Raw genomic sequence first — 22,080 nt, forward strand, 5'->3', positions numbered from 1 at the left:
ACTCTCCTTTTAAGATGTACAGGCAGGGTTTTTGTCTGTGGTGGACTTCATTGGAATGGCAGCGATAAACAGCGTCCCCAGCACCAGAACGACCACCGCGTAAAGCAGGCCAGAGGAAAAACTGTTGGTCGTATCTCTCAGATAACCTACGACAAAAGCGCTCAGGGCCGATCCGATATTGCCAACCGCATTTATCAGGGCTATGCCCACAGGTTTACTACGACTCGAAAGGACTTTATCTGGCGCGGTCCAGAATATAGCCATGGCGCAGAAGCCACCGGTAGAGGCCATTGCAATACCGGCAAGACGAATAATGGGGTTTTCAGCATAGGCCGTTAGCAACCACCCAACCGCGGCGAACAGCATGGGGATCGCAATATGCCATTTTCGTTCACGTCGGCGATCGGAGCGCGCGCTCCACCAAATCATGCCGATGATGGTGCATATCTGAGGAATGGCAGCGAGTAAACCAATAGTGACGTTGCTGCTGGCAGCATTGAAGCTTTTTACAATTTGAGGGATCCATATTCCAATCAGGCTAAGGGTATTAACGAGGCACAAATAGGCCAGAGCAAATTTTATTATTACCGGCTGACAAAGTTCGCTTATCAAACTTCCCTTTCGTTTTTCCGGTACGTCCGTCTGACTTTGCTCAGCAGCAAGCATTGCGGTAAGCCGTGCTTTTTCCTCACGGGTCAGCCACTTTGCTTTCATCGGATTATCATCGAGATAAAACAGGACGGCGATACCAAGAACGACTGAAGGGAGGCCTTCAAGAAGAAACAGCCATTGCCACCCTTTCAGCCCTAAGAGACCATTCATTTCAAGGATGTACCCCGATATTACTGAACCGACTGCTGTAGTAACGGGGGTGGCGATCATGAATAAAGCATTGGTTCGTCCGCGGCAGGCCTGAGGGAACCAGAAGGTCAGATAAAGCAATATCCCAGGAATAAAACCTGCTTCAGCGATCCCCACGAGCGTGCGTAATACGTAAAGACTTTGCGCATCGTGAGCAAACAGCGTCGCTGTAGAAGCAAGCCCCCAAACGATCATAATCATTGATAGCCAGCGTCGGGCACCAAAGCGTCCGAGGGCAATATTGCTGGGAATACTGAAGGCAATATAGGCGATATAAAAGAAGGTTGTTGCGAGGCCAAACATCGTCGCAGTCAAGCCAAGATCCTGCGACATAGTAAGGCCCGCAAAACCGATATTGATGCGATCGAGAAAGGCAAACACATAAAGCAGGAACAGAAACCAGACCAGTCTGCCGGACACTTTTTTAATAAGTTCATTATCAGTTTGCATAGAGCCTACAGAACTGAACTCTGTTTCCCCGTGGGCGGGGCTCACAAAAGGACCTGATTTTTCCAAAGTCATTGCAGGGTAGCTCCTCTGCTATAGGGTGTGGGTAGAGGTTTTTATTTATTTGAAACCATTAATATGTTAATGACTTGTTGTATACAATTTAATTAATCTGGTTTATTTGTTAGAAAACATCGTTAATTGGAACTGACACCATGCCGTTTTTACGCTTTACCCTGCGTCAGCTGGAAACATTTCTTACCGTCGCTGAAACCCATAGTTTCACGGACGCCGGGGAGCGTCTGGGGCTGACTCCCTCTGCGGTCAGCCAGCTTGTACAAGAGCTTGAGTCCGTGCTGGGTTTTCGCCTTTTCGATCGCAGCACCCGTCGCGTTTCGTTGTCTGTCACGGGAAAGGAATTTCTTAATTCTGCCGGGGCGGTGCTTAAACGTGCCAGACAGGCCGAAACCATTGCCACAGCGATTAATGCCCGCGCGACGGGCGTGGTTCGCATCGCGGCACCGATGATTATTGCCGGCGCGATGCTGCCGAAAATCATCAAAGAGTACAGAGCGCTTCAGCCAGAGGTGGCCGTTCGGATTATTGATTGTCCGGTGGAACGTCTTGTCGATATCGTTATTGAGGGTGACGCTGATATGTCGGTAGGCCCTAATTCATGCTGCGGCGAAGAGATTACTTCCACCGTCTTATTTGAAAGTCCGTGGGTATTGTGGTGCACGCCGGATCATGCGCTGGCGCAGTTTGAGGAGGTGAGCTGGGAAAACCTGAAAAGGTACCCGCTGGTCGCCGCAGGACGAGATCATGAACAGAATGTCGCTAAAATGGGAAGAGCTTTACCCAGTGCCGAAAGGATAAGCCCTGTCGATGTGGTAGATAATATTTCTACTGCCCTCGGCATAGCCTCTTCTGGCATGGCCGTAACCCTGTCCCCTGCTTACGTTAAGCTACTGGCTAAACCATTCGGTTTGGTTATGCGCCGTATCGTTGCACCCGATGTGGTTCGCCAGGTTTGTTTATACCAGTCTTCAAAATTTTTTAACTCACCGGCCGCTGAAGGTTTTGCAGAACATCTTATTAGATGGATTGCTGAAAATGTTGAATGATATGTAGAGAGGAAAGAATTAATGGGTTTGCCGCAGGAGATAGAATGCCGGGTCATACTTATTAGCGGATAAACTTATCCCGATAATAGCGGCGAGCAACATAAACCGCGATATTCCCGTATATGAAGCCGCCCAACCCGCCTGATATTATCAGGCCCGGCGTACCATAATAAGAAGAGCCTGCCCCCACGCACAGACCACAGATCAGCAGTCCACACCATGTTTGCCAGTGACGAAAAATGAGTTTATACGCGCTTCGCCAGCGCTTGCCGCGCTCCAGAAACGTAAGATGTGAAAGTTCAGGAATGCTTTTTAACGTCCAGTAGATTTTCATCCGCGCCTCCATGTCGAGGAAAGCATTGAGTCTTGCTTAATCCGCTATCAGGTTCATGCATATTCTATGAATCAAAAAAAGGACGCCATCCGGTGAAGTAGCGTCCCTGAGCGTCCAGGATATAAAGGCTAACCTTCATATTTATCCTTTCATAGTATCTATCGTTGTTCACCTGCCAAATATGGTACCGAAGCGCTGATATTCTGCGGTGAAGCGTTCAGAGCCAAAGCGACGCGGCAAATCGGGTCGTTAACCTTTGATGAGTTTCGGGGTTGCACGGTCGATGCCCTCGCCCACCGGGGCGTAGGATCCCCGGTAAGCTGTTCACCAGCCTGCATCCCTGCAGGCTATGCCCTCCCGGCGCGTCCCTGCGCTTCGCCCCGGCCTTCCGAAAACGCTTTGGCGAGGTTCAGCCGAACCAGGGCGCCGCTGTAGGCCATTTATTATCAGTGAGTTATTCCATTGCTTTAAAGGCAATAAAATTACCGGGGATAATTCAGCCCTTGGGGTATGTGAACGGCATTATTCAGGCAATGCGTACACCACCACCTGATCGCCCACCTGATCCTTCAGGATAGTATTCCCGCCTGCGACGAACGCCACATACTGACGGCCTTTGTACTCATAGACCGACGGGTTCGCTACCGCAGGGGCTTCAACCTGATCGGCCCATAGCTCTTCACCGCTCTCCACCGAGTAGGCGCGCACTTTGGCATCCATCGAGGCACCGATAAAGATCACGCCCCCCGCCGTCACCGCCGGGCCGCCAATGGTCGGTGAACCCCAGCTTTCCGGCATAAAGAAGCCATACTGCTGCGATGCGCCAACAGGGCGACGCCACTTCACATCACCGGTATGCATATCCAGCGCCACGATTTCACCAAACGGCGGCTTCCAGCACGGCATACCCAGCCAGTTATTCGCCACCATCAGGCGCAGACCGTAAGGTGCCCCTTCCTGAGGCGCAAAACCGCTCTCATTCCCGGCGCTTTTATCCGCTTTATCGTAATCTTCACGGCTGTAGAGCTTCACGTACTGCACGATATGAGAGGTGTTAACGATGGCAATCTGCTTGTGCGGATCGAACGCCACCCCGCCCCACTGCACGCCGCCGGCGCTGTCCGGATAGGTCAGTGTGCCTTCGCCTTTGGTGACAGGCGGCGTGTACATGCCGTCATAGGTGAGATTGTCCCACAGGCGAGTACACTGCCCGGCACCGACGACATCCGCCAGCTTCCAGATCTCTGGTTTTTTCGACTGATCGAGCAGCGGCGCAGGTTTCGTCGGGAAAGGTTGCGTTGGCGAGAGAACTTCGCCCTGCACCGAACCATCGCCCTGCGGTACCGGACGCTCTTCGATAGGCCAGACGTCTTCGCCCGTCAGACGGTTAACCACAAACAAAAAGCCCTGCTTGGTGGCCTGAATCAGCGCCGGGATCTGCTTACCGTTTACGGTGATATCCATCAGCGTCGGCGCAGAGTTGATATCGTAATCCCACACGTCGTGGTGCACCCACTGACGAGACCAGACGACTTTACCGGTGTTGATGTCCAGCGCGGTGGTAGAGGTGCCGAGTGGAATAGGATCGACGCGGTTGCCACCCCAGTAGTTGGGGGACGGAGATGAAACCGGGAGATAGACCAGGCCGTTGGCCTCATCGGCGGACATGTGCGTCCAGACGTTGGCCGTCCCGGTACGTTGGCGGATCTCAGCCGGGATCACATCAAAGGTCCATTCGCGCTCGCCGGTGCGGGCATTGATGGAAAATACGCTGCCCGGAGGCGCTTCGGCATAGGCCCAGTCTTTACCGGCCCAGCCCACAATCAGATGGTCGCCCACGACGGTCGGCGGCTGCAGGATAGATAGCGGGTACTTGGCATTAACCGTGTTCCACTGATTGATGTCCAGCACGCCATTGTCCGCAAAGCCGCTGCACGGCTTGCCGGAATCGGCATCCAGCGCGAAGAGCTTGCCGTCAACGGTGCCCATATAAACCATCTTCTGACACGCCTCTCCGGCGACCGGATTTTTTGCCTGCCAGTAAGAGACGCCGCGGTTTTTCAGCACCGGCTGGGTCAGCGCCTTGCGTGACGATTTGGTGTCATAGTGCCACTTCTCTTTACCCGTGCCCGGATCCAGCGCAATCAGGCGATCGAAAGGGGTACCGATGTAGAGCGTCTCATTCGCGAAGATGGGCGTGGCGGACCAGACGGTAGCCGGGGTGTCGCCTTTGCCATCCGAGACGTCGCCGGTATGGAACTCCCAGACTTTTGTTAATTTACCGACGTTATCCGCCGTAATCTGCGTCAGCGGACTGTATTTCTGCGCGTTAAGTTGCCCATGGAAACTGTCCCAGGTGGCCGCAGAGGGCACCATCGGGGACGCAGGTTGCTTGACCGACGCGGCTTTCTCTCCGCCTTCCTGACCGGTTGATGCCTCGTCAGTGGTTTTTGTGGTGCCCGGCGCCTGCTGATCGGCCGCGTCCACATTAAGCTCTTCCTGGGTCCCCTGAGAGGCTTCAGCGGCTTTATCCTGCGCCTGCAGCGAGAGTGGAGTAACCAGCAGCGCCAGCGCAGTCATGCTGACCTTAAAGACGGAATAGTGTTTATCGTTATGCACGGGTGGCTCCTCAGACTCTGACGCGGGGATTGTGACTAACGGAATTGCTGCTCAGCATAATCAGACCAATCAGGCCGACCACCATAGCTGCCGTAATGATGTACTGGTGCAGCAGCGCGGCTGCAAAACCAATCCCAAACAAGAACACGAGGGTGACAATAATCAGGAAAATGCGCCCGCCGCGACGGGATGCGGCACGCAAAATAAAGCTCAGTATTGCCAGAAATACGCAGGCGATGGCCACGCCCAGCGCACCAATGGTTCCGGTGACGCCTGTAAGCGGTGTCAGCCAGGCATATAACGCCACCGCGAAGCCAATGACCGCGGCCAGCAACAGCAATATGCTGCCGACGCGGGAGGGTTGAGAGTGCAACATACCAGGAAGTCCCCTTATAAAATAAACAAGTCACTCAAACGGCGTTTTCATGGGCAGTTGCAGCTATTTTCATTCTCGTACACGCTAAAAAAACAGCGCAGTATGAAGAACAGCGGCATATTCCACTAAACGTATCAGAGTATAGAAGATGATTTATTTAAGGGGGTTGAACCGTCTGCCGTGTTTAACTTTTTGCCCGCAGCAAATTTTCAGACACGCGTCGATTCGCCTGTTTGAACGCCTCAGCGTTATGGCCGAGGGACTTCAGCTGTCCCCGGCTCTCTTCTAACGCCGTTTCAAGTTTATCCACTTCATTAGAGAGACGGGAAACCATAATGAAGAGTATCGCGACCCCTGTAACGACAGGAACAATTAACCACCATGACACAAACATGTGCGTAACCCTGGAAGATAATGAACGTAGTTACAGTCTTATTAGCTCCATGAGTAAAAACAATAATAACAATTGATGAGTTTTGTAGGCCGGGCAAGGCGTAGCCGCCACCCGGCGTTGTCGCACAAGCGCTACGTACCCGAAACCTTCGGGAAAATCTCCAGATATTTCTCCGAGCCATAAAACGGGATCACCAGAAACGCCATGCCCGCCGTTCCGCTGGCTAACTGCACCGCCATATCGCCGCTGCGGGTAATAAACAGCGTCCGATCCTGCCAGCGGCAACCGACGCTCATATCCGGGGTGCAATTTTTAAACTTCGTTAACAGCACGCCCTCTTTGCTCAGGAAGAAGTACCGGCTTTCGGCATCGGACGGTTTTGCCGCCGACTCATCCAGCAGCGCGTAGGTCTCCTCCCGCAGCGTTCTGTTTTGCGCATCCAGCGATTTCACCTGCAGCGATCTGCCAGGATAGTTGAAGCGTAACTCCACCATCGCCGCGTTGTCGGCTCTGACATACAGAGTCTCGGCCAGATCGTTTGCGCCGTAGTATTTTCCCCCACCCGGCTGAAGCGGTTTCGTCATAAAGCGGTACACCGTGTGGCTGCGAATATCCTGGCGGTTCGGATACTCCGCATTAAATTGCGCTTTCTGCGGCGAACTGACGACGCAGCCGGTGAGTAACAGCAGACAGAGCAGGACAGACAGTTGACGCATTACTATTCCCCATGCAGGTATTCAGAGTATGTTGACGGTGCGCGCTAACCAGCCAGGAAGATGCTCTCTGTACCAGCTGAGGTAGGCCTGAAAATCGCTTTTCTGCCGCGCATGCAGCAGTAAAACCACCTCCGTCACAATCCAGGCTTTCGCTATGGCGATCTCTTTGGCTAAGTCACGCGCGTCGGAATAACAGGCAATAAGACTATAACGATCGGCCAGCGTATTGAATGCCTGAAGGGTGCCCATCCCCTTAATCAGGGGGGCGAGGTCGATAGCCGGACTTCCCGTGCCAAACCGTTCCCAGTCAAAAAGCACCCAATCGCCGTTATCTCTTCGGCCCCAGTTACCCGCATTACTGTCGCCGGAAATTAAACCCGGATGCCGAAACAGCGCCTCGCTGTGCTGATGAAAACGGCGCATCTGCTGTGCTGCGCTTTCCGGTAAGGCCAACAGCGCGAGGGAGGCCTCAAGCGCGGCGGCTGACCAGCCGTGGGGATGATAAGTCCATGAAGGATCCGGCGGATGACCATGCAGGCGGGCCAGCATCGACAGCACCTCATCGCCTGCTACAGCGTCCTGATCCACCGGGTGGGGAATATATTCCAGCCTTATTTTACGCCGGGAGGCATCAGCGAACAGCAGCGCGGGAGAAGCGATACCCGCATGGCGGAGTCGCGGCGCAGCGGAATGATAAAACGCAAACTCCACCTCACTGACGGGATATTTCTCGATGACCCGACGCTCCACTTCATCGCCGATCAGCGTGACATTCGCCGCACCCATTCTGGATAAATTCTGTTCAGACATGCTTGATTCCTGTTATGCCCCCTTCGCCACAGACTGCCAGTAAAGCGGCGAACCAAACGCTTCCACGTAGTAATCAATGACCGCCCGCACGTTCAGCGGCGGGTGGCGCGTATGGGGGTAGATCGCCGCAATGTTGAGGGGCTCGGTATTAATGGAGGTCTCGTGGTCCGGCAGCAGCTTCACCAGCTCACCGCTGTGGAACCGGTCGCCAATCAGCCAGTCCGGAAACAGCACAACCCCCATCCCGCCCAGCGCCGCAATAAGCAGGGTTTCGGCGTTATTGGAGGACATCAGCGGCGTAACGGGATAGTGGATCCACGCCTCGCCGGGCCGACGCAGCAGCCAGCGGTTGGGGCCGGACGAGCCGCGGTAGACCAGGCATTTATGCCCCATAATGTCGTCCGGCGTTTTCGGCGTGCCGTATTTGCGCAGGTACGCCGGAGCGGCGGCGAGGTGATAAAACTGCTGGCCCAGCACCCGGGCGTGAAAAGAGGAGTCGGTCAGCGCGCCGATGCGAAAGATCACGTCGGCGGCATCCCGGTGAGGATCGATATAATCATCGGTCAACGTCAGCTCGATGCTGAGCCGGGGATAGCGTTCCGTCAGGCCGGGAAGGCCGGGGGCGATGTGCCGCTGGCCGAAAAAGACCGGGGTGTTGATGCGTATAATGCCAGAAGGCTCCCGCTTGCGTTCGTCCAGCTCCCGGCGCGCCTCGTCAAGATTGCCGAGCATCTGGCGGGCAAAACGAATAAACAGATGGCCGCTCTCGGTCGGGATAATCGCCCGCGTATTGCGGTAGAACAGCTGCTGGCCGAGCGCGTCTTCCAGCTGATGAATAACGCGGGAAACCTGCGACGCCGAAATCCCCTCCCGACGCGCCACCACCGAAAAATTCTGTGTTTCATAGACCGCAATAAAGATCTGCAGCCAGCGAATATTGATGTTTGCGACGTCGTACATTGATGCATTTCCTGCACAGGTGTTTATTGCATTATGGCATTTTTCTCACGGATAAACAGGCGTACGCTTCCCGGCCTCAACAACGGAGAGACGGCGTGGTATGCAACTGATATTGATTTTATTCACGATCGCGGGCGGCATGGGGCTGTCCGTCGAGGCAGGACTGCTGGGGCCGCTCGGCGGTGAGGTAGGCGATCTGTGGGCAACGTTCAGCGTGTTTGGCGTCGGTGCCGCCCTGACGTTTTTGCTGATGCTGTTTTTCAGCCCGCGCAACAGTCCGTCGTTTTTCGCCCAGCCCTCATGGCAGCTGCTGGGCGGGGTGCTCGGCCCGGTCTACGTCATCATTCTGACCATCGCCACGCCGGCAATCGGCATCGCCATGACCATGATTGGCATCCTGGCGGGCCAGGTCTTTAAAAGCCTGATCATCGACCACTACGGCCTGCTGGGCACGCCGCATCGCAAAATTGACAGTAAACGCATCATCGCGCTGGGGTTCATCATCGCCGCGCTGGTTCTGGTTGCACAGGGGTAACAGTATGACATTTATCATGATTATTCTGGCAGTTATCGGGGGTGCGACGCTGAGCATTCAGGCTGCCATCAACGGCCAACTGGGCAGCAAAGTGGGCGTCTTCAAAAGTGCGTTCCTGACCTTTTCCGTCGGCGCGCTGATCACCGCCCTGCTGATCTTCTTCTTTGAACCGAAACAGGCCGTCACCCTGCTGGACGTGCCCAAATGGCAGCTGCTGGGGGCGATGTTCGGCGTGCCGTACATCGTGATCATGGTGCTGGCCGTGCAGCGTATCGGTACGGCGGTCGCTACCGTGGCGGTGATTTTTGGTCAGCTGACCATGAGCATGCTGATCGACAATTTCGGCTGGCTGGGCAATGCGGCGATTCCGTTTTCGATGAGCCGTCTCGGCGCTATCGTCTGTCTGGGGATCGCGTTGTTCTTTATCTACTCCAGCAGCAGAACGCCGGAAACGAAAGAAGAACCTGCGCAGGCAACATAATGCCCGGCGGCGCTGCGCTTGCACGGGCCTACGAGGGTGTTGTAGGCCGGGTAAGCGTAGCGCTACCCGGCAAATAGAGCCGATTCGCCAGCCCGCGGCAAATTGGTTATTATCCTCGCCTCTTTTATCCGCCGGTCAGCCTGATGTCTGCCATTATCGATACCTTTATTGCCCCGCCGTGCCACGACCCGATAGAGACGCTATGGCAGGACGATCATCTGGTGCTGATCAATAAACCCAGCGGGCTACTGAGCCTGTCGGGGAAGAATCCGCAAAATCTCGATTCCGTGCACTACCGGCTGGTGCAGACTTTCCCCGGCTGCACCCTGGTGCATCGCCTGGATTTCGGTACCTCCGGGCTGATGGTGATTGCCCGCAACAAGGCGATCAATGCCGCCCTCTGCCAGCAGTTCAGCCAGCGCAGCGTGACCAAGATTTACACCGCCCTGCTCTGCGGTCATCTGGCCGATGACGAAGGGGTGATAGATGCGCCCATTGCGAAAGATCCGGCGCTGTTCCCGCTGATGTCGATTTGCGCCATCAACGGCAAACCTGCCCGCTCCCGCTATCGTGTGGTGGAGCGTTTTTATCACGAAGAGACGGTGCCGGTGACGCGGGTTGCGCTTACCCCGGAGACCGGGCGCACCCACCAGCTGCGCATTCACTGCCAGCAGCTGGGCCACCCGATCCTGGGCTGCGATCTGTATGGCGGGCTCCTGCCGCCCGGCACCGAACGGACGCCGCGGCTGATGCTGCACGCCAGCGAGCTGCATTTTTCCCATCCCGTCAGCGGGGAGCCGATCGTCGCCCGCCATGCCAGCCCGTTCTGAAGGTGATAAGCCCTGCGTCAAATCACCATGCCCGGTTCTGCAAAACGACCCGGTAGCCATCGTGATCCACGAACGTCCGTCCGTTAACGTCCCAGTAGGGGTTAAAGGAATCCACGCCAGTAAAACCTGCGTCGTTCATCCGGCCGCAGGCCTGCTCCCACTCCGCTTTATCGGGATAATAGAGAACGAACAGGTCCTCTTCGGTATGGGAGGGCTGGACGGGATGATGGTGACACACCGTAAACTCGAGGTGCCAGGGCAACGCTTCCTTGCCTGCCATAATCCCGCTGAATCCCTGATGATCCTGGAAGTCAGCAATCTTTTGCAGGCCCAGTCCCTGGCTGTACATCTGAAACGATCGTTCGGGGTCGGTAACGGGTCTGGCAATTCGCATATGGGTGAACATCCGGCGCTCTCCTGTGGAAGGTTCGTCAATGCGCCTTAGTCTATCTGCCCTGACGTTTTTCATTTTTCCGTGAGTGTCTTTGTTAATTTGCACGCTAAGGAAGTACCATCCATGGATTGCTTTTAATCACTTCATTCAGGACAGTAAATGAAAAGACATTATGTTGTGGCTGATGTTTTTACTGATACCCCCTTTCTGGGCAATCCCGTCGCCGTGGTTTTAGATGCAGAAGATCTGAGCACCGAGCAGATGCAGCGGATTGCCGTTGAGTTTGGCTACAGTGAAACGACCTTTGTGCTTCCGCCGGACGATGCTGCCCATACCGCGCGGGTGCGAATTTTTACCCCTTCACGTGAGATCCCGTTCGCGGGCCATCCCAACGTCGGCACCGCTTACGTGCTGGCAACCTATGCGGCGATGAATGACACGCCTCTGCCTGAGACGCTGCTGTTCGAGGAGATTGCGGGTCTGGTTCCCGTCAGGCTGTTAAAAGACAACGGCACGGTGACTGGCGCGGAGCTCGTGACGCCGGAAGCCTTATCCTGTCGCTCCGAAGTCAGCCCGGAACAGGTCGCCGCCTGTCTGTCCCTGACCGCAGAGGATATCCGCACCGAGGTGCATAACCCTGTCGTCGCCTCGGTTGGCCTGCCGTTTCTGGTGGTGGAACTCGTTTCCCGGGACGCGCTTCGCCGCTGCGTGCCGAATTTGCAGGGGTTCCGCGCGGTGTTGCCGCTGGATGGCGCGGTCTCTGTGTATGCCTATACCCTTGATAAAGATGCCGGTGAGGTGGGCGATCTCCAGGCGCGGATGTTGACCCCGCGCATGACGGAAGATCCGGCCACCGGCAGCGCCACCGCCGCGGTGACCGCCCTGCTGGCGCTGCATCGGGATAAAACCACTCTGTCCCTGCAGGTGAGCCAGGGCGTTGATATGGAGCGGGCCAGTGTACTTTATTCGGGGTATGACGCCTCGTCAGGAAAACCCGTTGTTCGGGTGGGCGGCAGTTGCGTCATCACCATGGAAGGGGCGTTTACGCTTTAACGCTGCAACATCGCCGGGTGGCGGCTACGCCTTACCCGGCCTACGCACTTCCCCTTTTCTGAAGACGCCTCGCAAACCTTACATTCTCCCCAGCGCTACGCTTCCCCACGCTAAAACTCCAGGTTAATTTGCCATTACAGAACATGTAAACAAACGCACTTGCGCACAGTGCATAAGTGCATTAAACTGACCTACGTTCACCAGGATGGAGAATGACCACACCACTTACGTTAAGGAGCATCTCTGACTTTCGCGATACCTGGCTTGAGGACTTTTTTCTATATGGACGTCCACATGGAAAAATCCCGGCAGAGATAGCGTCAGCTCTGATGCGAAAACTCGACATCATCAACGCAGCGACCTCGTATCGGGATCTGCGTAGCCCACCCGGCAACAAGCTTGAAGCGTTGAGCTCGCCGCTTCTGGGTTGTTATTCGATACGCGTGAACAGGCAATACCGACTGATTTTCATCTGGTCAGGCGGTAAGGCGAAAGGGATTTATCTTGATCCTCATACCTACAATGCTCACCGATGAGCGATGCGTATGGGGACATCCGCTAAACAAGGCAGGTCATAAAATGGCATTCACAAACATCACCCGTAAACCGACCACACCCGGCGATATTCTGCTTCACGAGTTTCTTGAGCCGCTGCATTTAAAAATTGCCGATCTGGCCGAGATGCTTAACGTGCACAGAAACAGCGTCAGCGCGCTGGTCAATAACAACCGAAAACTGACCACGGACATGGCCGTACGGCTAGCCCGGGCTTTTGATACCACCATTGAGTTTTGGCTGAACTTGCAGCTGAACGTGGATATCTGGGAAATTCAGCACGACGAGCGCATGCAGGCAGAACATCAGCAGATCATTACTGCGGCGGAGATGGTTGAGAGGAAGAAAGCGCAGCAGTCTGTAGCGTAATTCTAAGACAGCATAAACTTATGAATGCGGGCCCTGTATTGGCCCGCAATGGAATACTCGTTTTTTCGGCCGCGGTTAGACCAACGCCAGTTCCCGCTCTAACACTTCAACGATTAACTGGTTTTTAGAGATTGAATGCTGTTTAGCAACTGCCGTCAGGCGGGCACCCAGGCGACCAGATACCCGAACAGTCAGCCGTTCCTGTTGTTCTTCACGAAACGGCTGAATACCTTCTTCACGACAATCCTGTAAATATTCTGCCAAAGAGATTTCTCCCTCTTTATGCAGACCGGCGATACTGTCCGCGACAAAATCACAGTAACCAGCGACATTCAGGAACTTACCGCGAAACGCACCGATTTCAGCTTCAAAGGTAATGATGGCCGGTTGCCCCTGAATCATCATGATGTTACTGGCCTTATTCATATTCCACTCCTACAGAATTCTCTAACCACTCGCGTAACCCATTTACAGCCCCTTTATCCATTACATTTCCGGGATGCGGTTGATGGGTTAAGTATAACGACCCCAATAAAACAAAGCGGCGACGAGATCCTTGACCATTTTTGATCTTACCGCCCAGATATTTAACGAGACTGATAACATCATCCCATTTAATCCCTGATTTTGGCGGCACCGTCATAATATCGTCCAATGTTTTACGGTGCCGGGAGTTGAGGTCCTTGACCTTTATCATCCCTAATCCTCTTGACGTCATGTCGTAACGTCATTCTGGCAAAAATAAAAAATGACGTCAATTTTTGACGTCATATGATGGTCGGTAAATGCGTACGTTCTTAAGCGCATCCTGCAACAATTCATCGCATTCACATCTTTTCCTGAAGACGCCTCGCAGGAATGAAATCTGCCTTATCTCCCTGCTTTAACAGTGGCTATTTGCGGCGTAGGGTGTCGGTACGTCAGCAACATCTGGCGTCGGGATTGGCATCCCGGTTAAACTTAATGGTGACGCGGGGCTGTAACGCACCGCGCGTCTGGCAACACTTCTATGGTGGGCTGGACGGGGGCGTCGTTAGACGCGCCGGTATCCATTAAGGCCGGTAATGCCAACTCCGTTCAGTTCTGCCACCCGCGAAATTGGCATTTCCGGGTGGCGGTAAATAAACCACTTAATGGAACATAAATATGGCTACTATCAACCCGCTCATTACTGCCCCCTTCGACCACAACACCGACTTCACTGAACTGGCCGATAACTGCGAACGCTTCTGCGAAGCGATGCTGTACGAAGAGGATCCGACAATGAAAATCGCCCTGTGCGGCCGCCTCGCTGCCTGCCTGGCGCTGCTGAAACCGACGCTGCATGAGCCCATTCCCCGGGATCTTGAGGCATATCTCACCGTTGATTCCCTGCCCCTGCATCAGCCGGAGTTCGCACCGGAATCCGATGCGCTGTGCGGTTATTGTGAAGCGATCGCCCGGTTGTTAATCAGCAATACGCTGGCACCGGATACCGCCCGCACCATGAGCGATCTACTGGCAGAGTTAACCGGCTATTTTGCCGAGCGCCTGAAGGCGCCACGCTGGCTGACAACCGATGCGGGAGTGGATTAACTAATGTGAATGTTTCCCCTCACGATAGCGTGAGGGGAAGATGACAGCTAAGGATGGCTGATGACATGAGCAATTTATCGCTCCAGGAAATACATGAACACTGCCTTCATACTACTCAAAAAATCATTCAGAGCTTCGGTTGGGATAGCATCATCGTAGGTTCGTTAAGCGAGGAAGACAAAACTTACCTTTGGAATGAGAACGATAACGCGGTTCTTAACTGGCGCTGGGCAATAGAGCATTATCGTGGAAATGCCAACGATAACGGTATCTTAGATATCAGCCTAAAAAGTACGAAGGGATATGATTATGCTGTCCTGCATGCAGCAATAATTTGCAAATATGATGCTCGCAGGAAGGAGTTCGCCATTTGCATGCTGGAAAATCTGAGAGCTCACAAAAAGAGTGCGCTTACAGGTAACGTCTTTATTATTGCTCTGATCTATTCGACAACATTTTGCAGCATGATGGAACTTGATGATGTGGTGATACATGACCCCCTGGAGGAGATGAAACCACGCTATCGATCGTATGGATTCTCACAAGTGTTTTACGCCCCCAACAAAATGTCCTCTGCAGTCGCTGATATTCAGACAACGATTCGACGCAAAGTGATGGGTATCCACTGAGATAAAAATCGACTGTTTGTCAGGCAAACGCGACCGCTGTAAACTCTGATGAAATGGTTAAAAACCAACCGGGAGACGTTATGATCAAGCAAAACAAAAAAATCGATTCTGTTAAAGCGACTGCTGCTGCCAAACGCGCCGCAGACTTCTGGGCAACTATTGACGGCAACAAACTTGCACAAGTGGGCCAGCGGGAAAAAGAGATGGACCTCGTTGGGCCAACAAAGAAAGTTGAACTCGTTAACGTCGGCTAACGGAGTATCCCACTACGCGGCACGTTCATCCCAGCCCTCTTCCTCCAGGGAGAGGGGATCCCTCTCACCCCACTTCCCGCATCTCCGCCGCCAGATACACCCGCACATAGCGCACAAACTTGCCGACAAATACCCCGGCGAACAGCCCGCCGGTGATGATGGCGAACGCACTCACTCCGGGGCGCAGCAGCACATCAGGCGCGATGGCGCTCATCACCCCCAGCACATACTTCACCGCAAAGGCGAGCATCATAAAAGGCAGGGCCGAATAGTCCGCCTCACGATAGATGCTGCGCGGCGCGGCGGCGCGGGCCACCGCCGTGCGTTTGATCAGGATGTAGCCCATCGCCGCGCCGCTGAGTAATCCCACCAGCCACAGGGAGCCGGTCGCCAGCGTCAGCTTGCGGAAAACCAGCAGATCGTAGATATCCCAGAGCAGAAAAATAGCCGGGATGATGGCCAGCTTCTCCAGCGCCACGGTCGCGGGCCTGCGCGCCTTGATGCCCCGGCTTATCAGAAACAGCAGGATGAGATAGACCCAGAAGGGAGTGTGGATCAGGATACCCGAAATGAAATCAATCATATGGCTCACCGTTGCAGCTAGCAGGATGACACCGCGTCACCGCTCCGGCTCAGTATTGACCAACGTACCCGATTCACCATCATACTTTATCAGGGTATTTAATCCTGCCCTTCGTTTACTCTTTATGAAGTAGCATTTCCCATGAATCACTGTAATCCATGCATAATATACTCAACCGCTCCGCTAGATTATTTTTTAGTCACTCTTCCGCGCTGCGAATAATATAGGAAATCAATTAAGACTTATCCCACGTATTTTTATTTTTTATGCGCTATGCATCGCTTACCCTGATTGTAAACTTCAGTAAAGAGCCCCGCCACGCCTGGCATCGCGCGTTTCAACGAGACAGAGAAAAACGCGTTAAGCCGTTATCCCGGAAGGTCGTTTGATAACATCACCTTGAAGGAAAATATTCTAAAAACAAGCGAACCGATATTTCCTCCAACTCATCAGATGGACTGGAAATTATTCCAAAATTCTCGTTTGACTCTTCAAAAATAGCGGCTAAATTTAATTCTGAACGACAACGGATACGAATGAAAACGTATCTTACTGACATAAACGATGTATATGAGGAAACATAATATGGCAGAGCAACGTGGTGGTTCAGGTAATTTCGCACAGGATCGTGAAAAGGCTTCTGAAGCAGGGAAAAAAGGTGGACAGCAAAGCGGCGGTAATTTCAAAAATGATCCGCAGCGCGCTTCTGAAGCAGGCAAAAAGGGGGGTCAGCATAGCCATGGCGGCGGACGTAAATCTGACAACTCTTAATTCATCTCATTATTAAAGCCTGTTATTCACTTTAATCGGTACTCTGCGGGTCCGCGGGCTCGCAGAATTTTTATGTCACTGGAGAAAAGCGTATGAATATGAAAAGCATAGAAGATGTGTTTATTCACTTGCTATCTGACACCTACAGTGCAGAAAAACAGCTAACCCGTGCGCTGGCAAAGTTGTCCCGCGAAGCCTCCAGCCCGGATCTGAGCGCTGCGTTTAAAGCGCACCTGGAAGAGACCCACGGCCAGATTGAGCGTATCGATCAGATCGTGGAGAAAACGCCCAATATTAAACTGAAAAGAATGAAGTGCGTGGCAATGGAAGGCTTAATTGAAGAAGCCAATGAAGTCCTTGAAAGCACAGAAAAAAATGAAGTACGCGATGCAGCCTTGATCGCGGCGGCGCAAAAAGTCGAGCACTACGAAATTGCGAGCTATGGCACGCTCGCCACCCTGGCCGAGCAATTAGGCTATACCCAGGCGGTGAAATTATTAGCCGAGACGCTGGAAGAAGAGAAATCCACCGATCTTAAACTCACCGATTTGGCCGTCGGTAATATTAATCAGAAAGCGGAAAAGTAAGCCTGAATTAACCGAACCCGAGGAAGAAAATATGAATCACGTAGAACACTACCATGACTGGCTACGCGATGCTCACGCCATGGAAAAGCAAGCCGAATCAATGCTCGAATCAATGGCCAGCCGCATCGATAATTACCCTGATGTACGCGCCCGAATTGAACAGCATATTTCTGAAACCAAGCACCAGATTACCCTGCTGGAAGAGATCCTCGATCGTAACGATATTTCCCGCTCGGTTTTAAAAGACTCCATGAGCAAAATGATGGCGTTCGGCCAATCGATGGGTGGCATGGCCGCGTCGGATGAGATCGTGAAAGGCTCGATTAGCGGCTACGTTTTCGAGCAGTTCGAAATTGCCTGCTATACCTCCCTGCTGGCCGCGGCGAAAAAAGCCGGAGACGTGGCTTCGATCCCTGCCATCGAATCTATCCTCGCGGAAGAGCAGCGCATGGCCGACTGGCTTATCCAGCATATCCCGGATACCACGGAACAATTCCTCCTGCGCTCTGACGCCGAAGGCGTTGAAGCGAAAAAATAACCCAGGAGTGAGCCTATGTTTCGACACGTAAAACAGTTGCAATACACCGTTCGCGTCGCTGAGCCAAATCCCGGCCTCGCGAACCTGCTGCTTGAGCAGTTCGGCGGCCCTCAGGGCGAGCTGGCTGCCGCCTGCCGTTACTTCACCCAGGGTCTGGGCGATGACGATGCAGGCCGCAGAGAGATGCTGATGGATATCGCTACCGAAGAGCTGAGCCACCTTGAAATCATCGGGACGCTGGTCGGTATGCTGAATAAAGGTGCCAAAGGCGAGCTGGCAGAAGGCACCGAACAGGAAGCGGAGCTCTATCGCTCCCTGACGGCCAACGGTAACGACAGCCATATCACCTCCCTGCTGTACGGGGGTGGGCCACCGCTGACCAACTCCGGCGGCGTGCCCTGGACCGCGGCCTATATCGACACCATTGGCGAACCCACCGCTGACCTGCGCTCGAATATCGCAGCGGAAGCGCGCGCCAAGATCATCTATGAACGCCTGATCAACGTCACTGACGATGTCGGGGTAAAAGATGCCCTCGCGTTCCTGATGACCCGTGAAGCCGCGCACCAGCTCTCGTTTGAGAAGGCGCTGCAGTCGATTCGCAATAATTTCCCACCGGGGAAACTGCCGCCTATCGAACAATATTCAACCACCTACTACAATATGTCTGCGGGTGACGATCTTCGCGGCAGCTGGAACAGCGACGAAAACTTCGAGTACGTTGCCGATCCGCAACCTGCCGTTGACGGTGGCGACGGGAGTGCTCAGGTCTCGCTTTCGAAAGAGCAGGCCGCTCTGTTGAAAGCGATGGCATCGCGCACCGAGTCGGATCCGAATGCCAATCCGTTGACTGGCGCGGAGCTGGGGGCCGGTAAGAAAAAACCGTAACCCCGCGCCGAAGTAAATGCTGTACCACGATGCCCCGTTTCTTACGGGGCATTTCGCTGACAGGGGTAGAGTACGATGTTCGAACTCGATGCATTCCATCTCGCCAGGCTTCAGTTCGCCTTCACAGTGTCGTTTCACATTATCTTCCCGGCCTTAACCATCGGCCTCGCCAGCTATCTGGTGGTGCTCGAGGGCATGTGGCTGAAGACGAAGAATGACGTCTGGCGCTCGCTGTATCACTTCTGGTTAAAAATCTTCGCCGTTAACTTCGGCATGGGCGTGGTCTCCGGTCTGGTGATGGCCTACCAGTTCGGCACCAACTGGAGCGGCTTTTCCCAGTTTGCCGGGAGCATCACCGGCCCGCTGCTCACCTATGAAGTGTTAACCGCCTTCTTCCTCGAAGCGGGTTTCCTCGGCGTGATGCTGTTTGGCTGGAACAAGGTCGGGCCCGGCCTGCACTTTTTTGCCACCTGCATGGTGGCGCTCGGCACCCTGATGTCCACCTTCTGGATCCTCGCTTCCAACAGCTGGATGCACACCCCGCAGGGCTTCAGCATCGAGAACGGCCAGGTGATCCCCGAGGACTGGTTCGCCATTATCTTTAACCCCTCCTTCCCCTACCGCCTGATCCATATGTCCATCGCCGCCTTCCTGAGTAGCGCCCTGTTTGTGGGCGCATCGGGAGCCTGGCATCTGCTGCGCGGCAACGACAGTCCGGCGGTGCGCAAAATGTTCTCGATGGCGCTGTGGATGGCGCTGCTGGTCGCACCGATTCAGGCCTTTGTCGGGGATATGCACGGCCTGAACACCCTGGAACATCAGCCGGCGAAAATTGCCGCCATTGAAGGCCACTGGGAAAATCCACCCGGTGAAGCCACGCCGCTGCTGCTGTTTGGCGTACCGGATATGGAAGAGGAACGCACCAAATACGGGCTGGAGATCCCGGCGCTCGGTAGCCTGATCCTTACCCACAGCCTGGATAAGCAGGTTCCGGCGCTGAAAGATTTTCCGAAAGATGAGCGACCCAACTCGCTGATCGTCTTCTGGTCGTTCCGCGTGATGGTGGGCCTCGGGCTGCTGATGATCCTGATGGGCGTTATCAGCCTGTGGCTGCGCCACCGACACCGCCTGTACCACTCCCGTCCGTTCCACTGGTTCGCCCTGAGCATGGGCCCCGCCGGTCTGGTGGCGATCCTCGCGGGCTGGATCACTACCGAGGTGGGCCGCCAGCCGTGGGTGGTATATGGCTATCTGCGCACCATTGACGCGGTGTCGCTGCACAGCACCCTGCAGATGAGCATCAGCCTGCTGGCGTTTATCGTTGTCTACTGCTCGGTGTTTGGCGTGGGGTATGTCTATCTGGTGCGGTTGATTAAGAAGGGACCGCAGCCGACCGACAATCTCTCGTTGAATACCGACGGCAGGCCCGCGCGTCCGCTCTCAGCGGCTGAACCGGTACCGGAAGAGGAGAAACCATAATGGGCGTCGATATCTCAGTGATCTGGTTTGCCATCATCGTCTTCGCCACCCTGATGTACATCATTATGGATGGGTTCGATTTAGGTATCGGGATGCTCTTCTACTTTGAGCGTGACCCGCAGGCGCGGGACGTGATGGTCAACAGCGTCGCCCCGGTGTGGGACGGGAACGAAACCTGGCTGGTGCTGGGAGGCGCGGGGCTGTTCGGCGCCTTCCCGCTGGCCTATGCGGTCATTATCGACGCCCTGACGATCCCGCTGACCGCCATGCTGATCGGCCTGATCTTCCGCGGCGTGGCCTTTGAGTTTCGCTTCAAAGCCACGCCGTCCCACCGCGCCTTCTGGGACTACTCCTTCGCCGGCGGTTCGCTGCTGGCGACCTTCAGCCAGGGCATTGTGGTGGGAGCGATGATTAACGGTTTCGACGTGGAGGGCCGTCGCTTTGCCGGTTCCGCGCTGGACTGGCTGACGCCCTTCAACCTCTTCTGCGGTCTGGGGCTGATGGTGGCTTATACCCTGCTGGGCACCACCTGGCTTATCATGAAAAGTGAAGGGGCGTTACAGCGTCATATGCGGGAACTGACCCGCCATGTGCTGCTGGCGCTGCTGGGGGTCGTGGCGGTGGTCAGCATCTGGACGCCCCTCGGCTGGCAGTATGTTTCCGAACGCTGGTTCTCGTTGCCTAACTTCTTTTACTTCATGCCGGTGCCGCTGCTGGTGGCGGTATTTGGGATCTGGATCTGGCGGCTCACCCGCAACCCGCACAGCCACGCCCGGCCTTTCCTTCTCACCCTCGGGCTGATTTTCCTTGGTTTTAGCGGGCTGGGTATCAGCCTGTGGCCCAACATTATCCCGCCACGCATCACCATCTGGGACGCGGCCGCCCCGCCTTCCAGCCAGCTGTTTATGCTGGTGGGCACGCTGCTGATCATCCCGCTGATTCTGGTTTACACCGCCTGGAGCTATTACGTGTTCCGCGGCAAGGTGACGGATACCGAGGGTTACCACTAAGCTGCAACATCGCCGGGTGGCGGCTACGCCTTACCCGGCCTACCACACCCGCAGCATGCACCATCCGTAGGCCCGGCAAGCACAGCGCCGCCGGGCGTTGTCGCATAAGGCCCGGTGCGCGATAAAAAGCCGGGTGGCGGCTACGCCTTACCCGGCCTTCAACCCCCGCAGCATGCACAATCCATAGGCCCGGCAAGCACAGCGCCGCCGGGCGTAGTCGCATAAGGCCCGGTGCGCGATAAAAAGCCGGGTGGCGGCTACGCCTTACCCGGCCTGCCACACCCGCAGCATGCACGAGCCGTAGGCCCGGCAAGCACAGCGCCGCCGGGCGTTGCCGCATAAGGCACGGTGCGCAATAAAAAGCCGGGTGGCGGCTACGCCTTACCCGGCCTAACACACCCGCACCATGCACAATCCGTAGGCCCGGCAAGCACAGCGCCGCCGGGCGTTGCCGCATAAGGCCCGGTTCGCAATAAAAAGCCGGGTGGCGGCTACGCCTTACCCGGCCTACCACACCCGCACCATGCACCATCCGTAGGCCCGGCAAACACAGCGCCGCCAGGCGTTGCCGCATAAGGCCCGGTGCGCAATAAAAAGCCGGGTGGCGGCTACGCTTTACCCGGCCTACCACACCCGCACCATGCACGAGCCGTAGGCCCGGCCAGCACAGCGCCGCCGGGCGTTGCCGCATAAGGCCCGGTGCGCAATAAAAAGCCGGGTGGCCGCTACGCCTTACCCGGCCTACCACACCCGCAGCATGCACCATCCGTAGGCCCGGCAAGCACAGCGCCGCCGGGCGTTGCCGCATAAGGCCCGTTGCGGGATAAAAAAGCCGGGTGGCGGCTACGCCTTACCCGGCCTACCACACCCGCAGCATACACGATCCGTAGGCCCGGCAAGCGCAGCGC

Annotated in this window: 28 protein-coding genes; 16 read left to right on the forward strand and 12 right to left on the reverse strand. The window is 55.2% G+C overall.

What is annotated here, in order from left to right; all coding sequences use genetic code 11:
• Nucleotides 1–9: 9 nt before the first annotated feature.
• Entirely contained in the window at nucleotides 10–1,311 is a 1,302-nt protein-coding gene (locus tag GNG27_RS17885; RefSeq protein ID WP_231600466.1) for an MFS transporter, read from the reverse strand.
• Between the two features lie 212 nt (nucleotides 1,312–1,523).
• On the opposite strand from GNG27_RS17885, the gene GNG27_RS17890 reads away from it, so the two are divergent.
• Nucleotides 1,524–2,432, forward strand: coding sequence for a LysR family transcriptional regulator (locus GNG27_RS17890; RefSeq protein WP_156264444.1), 909 nt, complete (start codon nucleotides 1,524–1,526; stop codon nucleotides 2,430–2,432).
• 61 nt (nucleotides 2,433–2,493) lie between these two features.
• Here GNG27_RS17890 and GNG27_RS17895 read toward each other — a convergent pair whose 3' ends face one another.
• The 7 genes from GNG27_RS17895 to GNG27_RS17925 form a co-directional block, all read right to left on the reverse strand.
• A complete protein-coding gene (locus GNG27_RS17895) occupies nucleotides 2,494–2,766 on the reverse strand; it encodes a hypothetical protein (RefSeq protein ID WP_156264445.1) in 273 nt (90 codons plus the stop codon).
• A 522-nt stretch (nucleotides 2,767–3,288) separates the two neighbouring features.
• A complete protein-coding gene (locus GNG27_RS17900; RefSeq protein ID WP_156264446.1) occupies nucleotides 3,289–5,385 on the reverse strand; it encodes a pyrroloquinoline quinone-dependent dehydrogenase in 2,097 nt (698 codons plus the stop codon).
• 10 nt (nucleotides 5,386–5,395) lie between these two features.
• Complete coding sequence (locus GNG27_RS17905; protein ID WP_156264447.1) at nucleotides 5,396–5,761, reverse strand: hypothetical protein; 366 nt, start codon at nucleotides 5,759–5,761, stop codon at nucleotides 5,396–5,398.
• A gap of 184 nt (nucleotides 5,762–5,945) precedes the next feature.
• A complete protein-coding gene (locus GNG27_RS17910; protein ID WP_142486797.1) occupies nucleotides 5,946–6,155 on the reverse strand; it encodes a hypothetical protein in 210 nt (69 codons plus the stop codon).
• 131 nt (nucleotides 6,156–6,286) lie between these two features.
• Nucleotides 6,287–6,871, reverse strand: coding sequence for a hypothetical protein (locus GNG27_RS17915; RefSeq protein WP_185902383.1), 585 nt, complete (start codon nucleotides 6,869–6,871; stop codon nucleotides 6,287–6,289).
• A 21-nt stretch (nucleotides 6,872–6,892) separates the two neighbouring features.
• Nucleotides 6,893–7,681 (reverse strand): phosphotransferase, encoded by a 789-nt coding sequence (locus GNG27_RS17920; protein ID WP_156264448.1) that lies wholly within the window; start codon nucleotides 7,679–7,681, stop codon nucleotides 6,893–6,895.
• 12 nt (nucleotides 7,682–7,693) lie between these two features.
• Nucleotides 7,694–8,641, reverse strand: a complete 948-nt coding sequence (locus GNG27_RS17925; RefSeq protein WP_156264449.1) for a LysR family transcriptional regulator — start codon at nucleotides 8,639–8,641, stop codon at nucleotides 7,694–7,696.
• A 100-nt stretch (nucleotides 8,642–8,741) separates the two neighbouring features.
• Between GNG27_RS17925 and GNG27_RS17930 the strand changes: the two genes are divergently transcribed.
• From GNG27_RS17930 to GNG27_RS17940, 3 genes are all read left to right on the forward strand, one after another.
• Nucleotides 8,742–9,176 carry a DMT family transporter gene (locus GNG27_RS17930; RefSeq protein WP_142486800.1) on the forward strand — a complete coding sequence of 145 codons (435 nt, stop codon included), beginning with the start codon at nucleotides 8,742–8,744 and terminating at the stop codon, nucleotides 9,174–9,176.
• Between the two features lie 4 nt (nucleotides 9,177–9,180).
• Nucleotides 9,181–9,657, forward strand: coding sequence for a DMT family transporter (locus GNG27_RS17935; protein WP_142486801.1), 477 nt, complete (start codon nucleotides 9,181–9,183; stop codon nucleotides 9,655–9,657).
• Between the two features lie 143 nt (nucleotides 9,658–9,800).
• Nucleotides 9,801–10,487, forward strand: coding sequence for an RluA family pseudouridine synthase (locus GNG27_RS17940; RefSeq protein WP_156264450.1), 687 nt, complete (start codon nucleotides 9,801–9,803; stop codon nucleotides 10,485–10,487).
• A 22-nt stretch (nucleotides 10,488–10,509) separates the two neighbouring features.
• Here GNG27_RS17940 and GNG27_RS17945 read toward each other — a convergent pair whose 3' ends face one another.
• Nucleotides 10,510–10,893, reverse strand: coding sequence for a VOC family protein (locus tag GNG27_RS17945; protein ID WP_156264451.1), 384 nt, complete (start codon nucleotides 10,891–10,893; stop codon nucleotides 10,510–10,512).
• A gap of 147 nt (nucleotides 10,894–11,040) precedes the next feature.
• Between GNG27_RS17945 and GNG27_RS17950 the strand changes: the two genes are divergently transcribed.
• The 3 genes from GNG27_RS17950 (at nucleotide 11,041) to GNG27_RS17960 (ending at nucleotide 12,858) form a co-directional block, all read left to right on the forward strand.
• Complete coding sequence (locus tag GNG27_RS17950) at nucleotides 11,041–11,934, forward strand: PhzF family phenazine biosynthesis protein (protein WP_156264452.1); 894 nt, start codon at nucleotides 11,041–11,043, stop codon at nucleotides 11,932–11,934.
• A 212-nt stretch (nucleotides 11,935–12,146) separates the two neighbouring features.
• Entirely contained in the window at nucleotides 12,147–12,470 is a 324-nt protein-coding gene (locus GNG27_RS17955; RefSeq protein ID WP_156264453.1) for a type II toxin-antitoxin system RelE/ParE family toxin, read from the forward strand.
• 43 nt (nucleotides 12,471–12,513) lie between these two features.
• Nucleotides 12,514–12,858, forward strand: a complete 345-nt coding sequence (locus tag GNG27_RS17960) for a HigA family addiction module antitoxin (RefSeq protein ID WP_156264454.1) — start codon at nucleotides 12,514–12,516, stop codon at nucleotides 12,856–12,858.
• A 75-nt stretch (nucleotides 12,859–12,933) separates the two neighbouring features.
• Here GNG27_RS17960 and GNG27_RS17965 read toward each other — a convergent pair whose 3' ends face one another.
• Both GNG27_RS17965 and GNG27_RS17970 read right to left on the reverse strand, forming a co-directional pair.
• Nucleotides 12,934–13,284 carry a type II toxin-antitoxin system HicB family antitoxin gene (locus GNG27_RS17965; protein WP_156264455.1) on the reverse strand — a complete coding sequence of 117 codons (351 nt, stop codon included), beginning with the start codon at nucleotides 13,282–13,284 and terminating at the stop codon, nucleotides 12,934–12,936.
• Nucleotides 13,277–13,555 (reverse strand): type II toxin-antitoxin system HicA family toxin, encoded by a 279-nt coding sequence (locus GNG27_RS17970; protein ID WP_142486808.1) that lies wholly within the window; start codon nucleotides 13,553–13,555, stop codon nucleotides 13,277–13,279. The genes GNG27_RS17965 and GNG27_RS17970 overlap by 8 nt, the downstream gene beginning before the upstream one ends.
• Before the next feature lie 449 nt (nucleotides 13,556–14,004).
• Here GNG27_RS17970 and GNG27_RS17975 point away from each other — a divergent pair, with 449 nt between their 5' ends.
• From GNG27_RS17975 to GNG27_RS23550, 3 genes are all read left to right on the forward strand, one after another.
• Nucleotides 14,005–14,433, forward strand: a complete 429-nt coding sequence (locus tag GNG27_RS17975; protein ID WP_156264456.1) for a hypothetical protein — start codon at nucleotides 14,005–14,007, stop codon at nucleotides 14,431–14,433.
• A 65-nt stretch (nucleotides 14,434–14,498) separates the two neighbouring features.
• Nucleotides 14,499–15,062, forward strand: coding sequence for a hypothetical protein (locus GNG27_RS17980; protein ID WP_156264457.1), 564 nt, complete (start codon nucleotides 14,499–14,501; stop codon nucleotides 15,060–15,062).
• Between the two features lie 80 nt (nucleotides 15,063–15,142).
• Entirely contained in the window at nucleotides 15,143–15,316 is a 174-nt protein-coding gene (locus tag GNG27_RS23550) for a hypothetical protein (protein WP_197090542.1), read from the forward strand.
• A 64-nt stretch (nucleotides 15,317–15,380) separates the two neighbouring features.
• Here the strand turns inward: GNG27_RS23550 and GNG27_RS17985 are convergent, their stop codons facing one another.
• Nucleotides 15,381–15,899, reverse strand: a complete 519-nt coding sequence (locus tag GNG27_RS17985) for a hypothetical protein (RefSeq protein ID WP_156264458.1) — start codon at nucleotides 15,897–15,899, stop codon at nucleotides 15,381–15,383.
• 585 nt (nucleotides 15,900–16,484) lie between these two features.
• Here GNG27_RS17985 and GNG27_RS17990 point away from each other — a divergent pair.
• The 6 genes from GNG27_RS17990 (at nucleotide 16,485) to cydB (ending at nucleotide 21,172) form a co-directional block, all read left to right on the forward strand.
• Entirely contained in the window at nucleotides 16,485–16,670 is a 186-nt protein-coding gene (locus GNG27_RS17990) for a general stress protein (RefSeq protein WP_103180815.1), read from the forward strand.
• A gap of 92 nt (nucleotides 16,671–16,762) precedes the next feature.
• Complete coding sequence (locus GNG27_RS17995) at nucleotides 16,763–17,257, forward strand: ferritin-like domain-containing protein (protein ID WP_106994953.1); 495 nt, start codon at nucleotides 16,763–16,765, stop codon at nucleotides 17,255–17,257.
• 31 nt (nucleotides 17,258–17,288) lie between these two features.
• On the forward strand, nucleotides 17,289–17,795 hold the full coding sequence (locus tag GNG27_RS18000; RefSeq protein ID WP_142486811.1) for a ferritin-like domain-containing protein: 507 nt from the start codon (nucleotides 17,289–17,291) through the stop codon (nucleotides 17,793–17,795).
• A 15-nt stretch (nucleotides 17,796–17,810) separates the two neighbouring features.
• Nucleotides 17,811–18,683: a manganese catalase family protein gene (locus GNG27_RS18005; RefSeq protein ID WP_156264459.1), complete on the forward strand. Its 873-nt coding sequence runs from the start codon at nucleotides 17,811–17,813 to the stop codon at nucleotides 18,681–18,683.
• A gap of 75 nt (nucleotides 18,684–18,758) precedes the next feature.
• Nucleotides 18,759–20,162, forward strand: coding sequence for a cytochrome ubiquinol oxidase subunit I (locus tag GNG27_RS18010; protein WP_142486813.1), 1,404 nt, complete (start codon nucleotides 18,759–18,761; stop codon nucleotides 20,160–20,162).
• A complete protein-coding gene (gene cydB / locus GNG27_RS18015; protein ID WP_156264460.1) occupies nucleotides 20,162–21,172 on the forward strand; it encodes a cytochrome d ubiquinol oxidase subunit II in 1,011 nt (336 codons plus the stop codon). The genes GNG27_RS18010 and cydB overlap by 1 nt, the downstream gene beginning before the upstream one ends.
• Nucleotides 21,173–22,080: the final 908 nt, after the last annotated feature.

Source organism: Leclercia sp. 119287 (assembly GCF_009734485.1).
In the GTDB taxonomy this organism is placed as follows: domain Bacteria; phylum Pseudomonadota; class Gammaproteobacteria; order Enterobacterales; family Enterobacteriaceae; genus Enterobacter; species Enterobacter adecarboxylatus_C.

Excerpts from the sequence above, each read along its gene's own strand:
- GNG27_RS17885 (WP_231600466.1), bottom strand. The coding sequence starts at position 1,311 with ATGCAAACTGATAATGAACTTATTAAAAAAGTGTCCGGCAGACTGGTC.
- GNG27_RS17890 (WP_156264444.1), top strand. The coding sequence starts at position 1,524 with ATGCCGTTTTTACGCTTTACCCTGCGTCAGCTGGAAACATTTCTTACC.
- GNG27_RS17895 (WP_156264445.1), bottom strand. The coding sequence starts at position 2,766 with ATGAAAATCTACTGGACGTTAAAAAGCATTCCTGAACTTTCACATCTT.
- GNG27_RS17905 (WP_156264447.1), bottom strand. The coding sequence starts at position 5,761 with ATGTTGCACTCTCAACCCTCCCGCGTCGGCAGCATATTGCTGTTGCTG.
- GNG27_RS17910 (WP_142486797.1), bottom strand. The coding sequence starts at position 6,155 with ATGTTTGTGTCATGGTGGTTAATTGTTCCTGTCGTTACAGGGGTCGCG.
- GNG27_RS17915 (WP_185902383.1), bottom strand. The coding sequence starts at position 6,871 with ATGCGTCAACTGTCTGTCCTGCTCTGTCTGCTGTTACTCACCGGCTGC.
- GNG27_RS17920 (WP_156264448.1), bottom strand. The coding sequence starts at position 7,681 with ATGTCTGAACAGAATTTATCCAGAATGGGTGCGGCGAATGTCACGCTG.
- GNG27_RS17925 (WP_156264449.1), bottom strand. The coding sequence starts at position 8,641 with ATGTACGACGTCGCAAACATCAATATTCGCTGGCTGCAGATCTTTATT.
- GNG27_RS17930 (WP_142486800.1), top strand. The coding sequence starts at position 8,742 with ATGCAACTGATATTGATTTTATTCACGATCGCGGGCGGCATGGGGCTG.
- GNG27_RS17935 (WP_142486801.1), top strand. The coding sequence starts at position 9,181 with ATGACATTTATCATGATTATTCTGGCAGTTATCGGGGGTGCGACGCTG.
- GNG27_RS17940 (WP_156264450.1), top strand. The coding sequence starts at position 9,801 with ATGTCTGCCATTATCGATACCTTTATTGCCCCGCCGTGCCACGACCCG.
- GNG27_RS17945 (WP_156264451.1), bottom strand. The coding sequence starts at position 10,893 with ATGTTCACCCATATGCGAATTGCCAGACCCGTTACCGACCCCGAACGA.
- GNG27_RS17950 (WP_156264452.1), top strand. The coding sequence starts at position 11,041 with ATGAAAAGACATTATGTTGTGGCTGATGTTTTTACTGATACCCCCTTT.
- GNG27_RS17955 (WP_156264453.1), top strand. The coding sequence starts at position 12,147 with ATGACCACACCACTTACGTTAAGGAGCATCTCTGACTTTCGCGATACC.
- GNG27_RS17960 (WP_156264454.1), top strand. The coding sequence starts at position 12,514 with ATGGCATTCACAAACATCACCCGTAAACCGACCACACCCGGCGATATT.
- GNG27_RS17965 (WP_156264455.1), bottom strand. The coding sequence starts at position 13,284 with ATGAATAAGGCCAGTAACATCATGATGATTCAGGGGCAACCGGCCATC.
- GNG27_RS17970 (WP_142486808.1), bottom strand. The coding sequence starts at position 13,555 with ATGATAAAGGTCAAGGACCTCAACTCCCGGCACCGTAAAACATTGGAC.
- GNG27_RS17975 (WP_156264456.1), top strand. The coding sequence starts at position 14,005 with ATGGCTACTATCAACCCGCTCATTACTGCCCCCTTCGACCACAACACC.
- GNG27_RS17980 (WP_156264457.1), top strand. The coding sequence starts at position 14,499 with ATGAGCAATTTATCGCTCCAGGAAATACATGAACACTGCCTTCATACT.
- GNG27_RS23550 (WP_197090542.1), top strand. The coding sequence starts at position 15,143 with ATGATCAAGCAAAACAAAAAAATCGATTCTGTTAAAGCGACTGCTGCT.
- GNG27_RS17985 (WP_156264458.1), bottom strand. The coding sequence starts at position 15,899 with ATGATTGATTTCATTTCGGGTATCCTGATCCACACTCCCTTCTGGGTC.
- GNG27_RS17990 (WP_103180815.1), top strand. The coding sequence starts at position 16,485 with ATGGCAGAGCAACGTGGTGGTTCAGGTAATTTCGCACAGGATCGTGAA.
- GNG27_RS17995 (WP_106994953.1), top strand. The coding sequence starts at position 16,763 with ATGAATATGAAAAGCATAGAAGATGTGTTTATTCACTTGCTATCTGAC.
- GNG27_RS18000 (WP_142486811.1), top strand. The coding sequence starts at position 17,289 with ATGAATCACGTAGAACACTACCATGACTGGCTACGCGATGCTCACGCC.
- GNG27_RS18005 (WP_156264459.1), top strand. The coding sequence starts at position 17,811 with ATGTTTCGACACGTAAAACAGTTGCAATACACCGTTCGCGTCGCTGAG.
- GNG27_RS18010 (WP_142486813.1), top strand. The coding sequence starts at position 18,759 with ATGTTCGAACTCGATGCATTCCATCTCGCCAGGCTTCAGTTCGCCTTC.
- cydB (WP_156264460.1), top strand. The coding sequence starts at position 20,162 with ATGGGCGTCGATATCTCAGTGATCTGGTTTGCCATCATCGTCTTCGCC.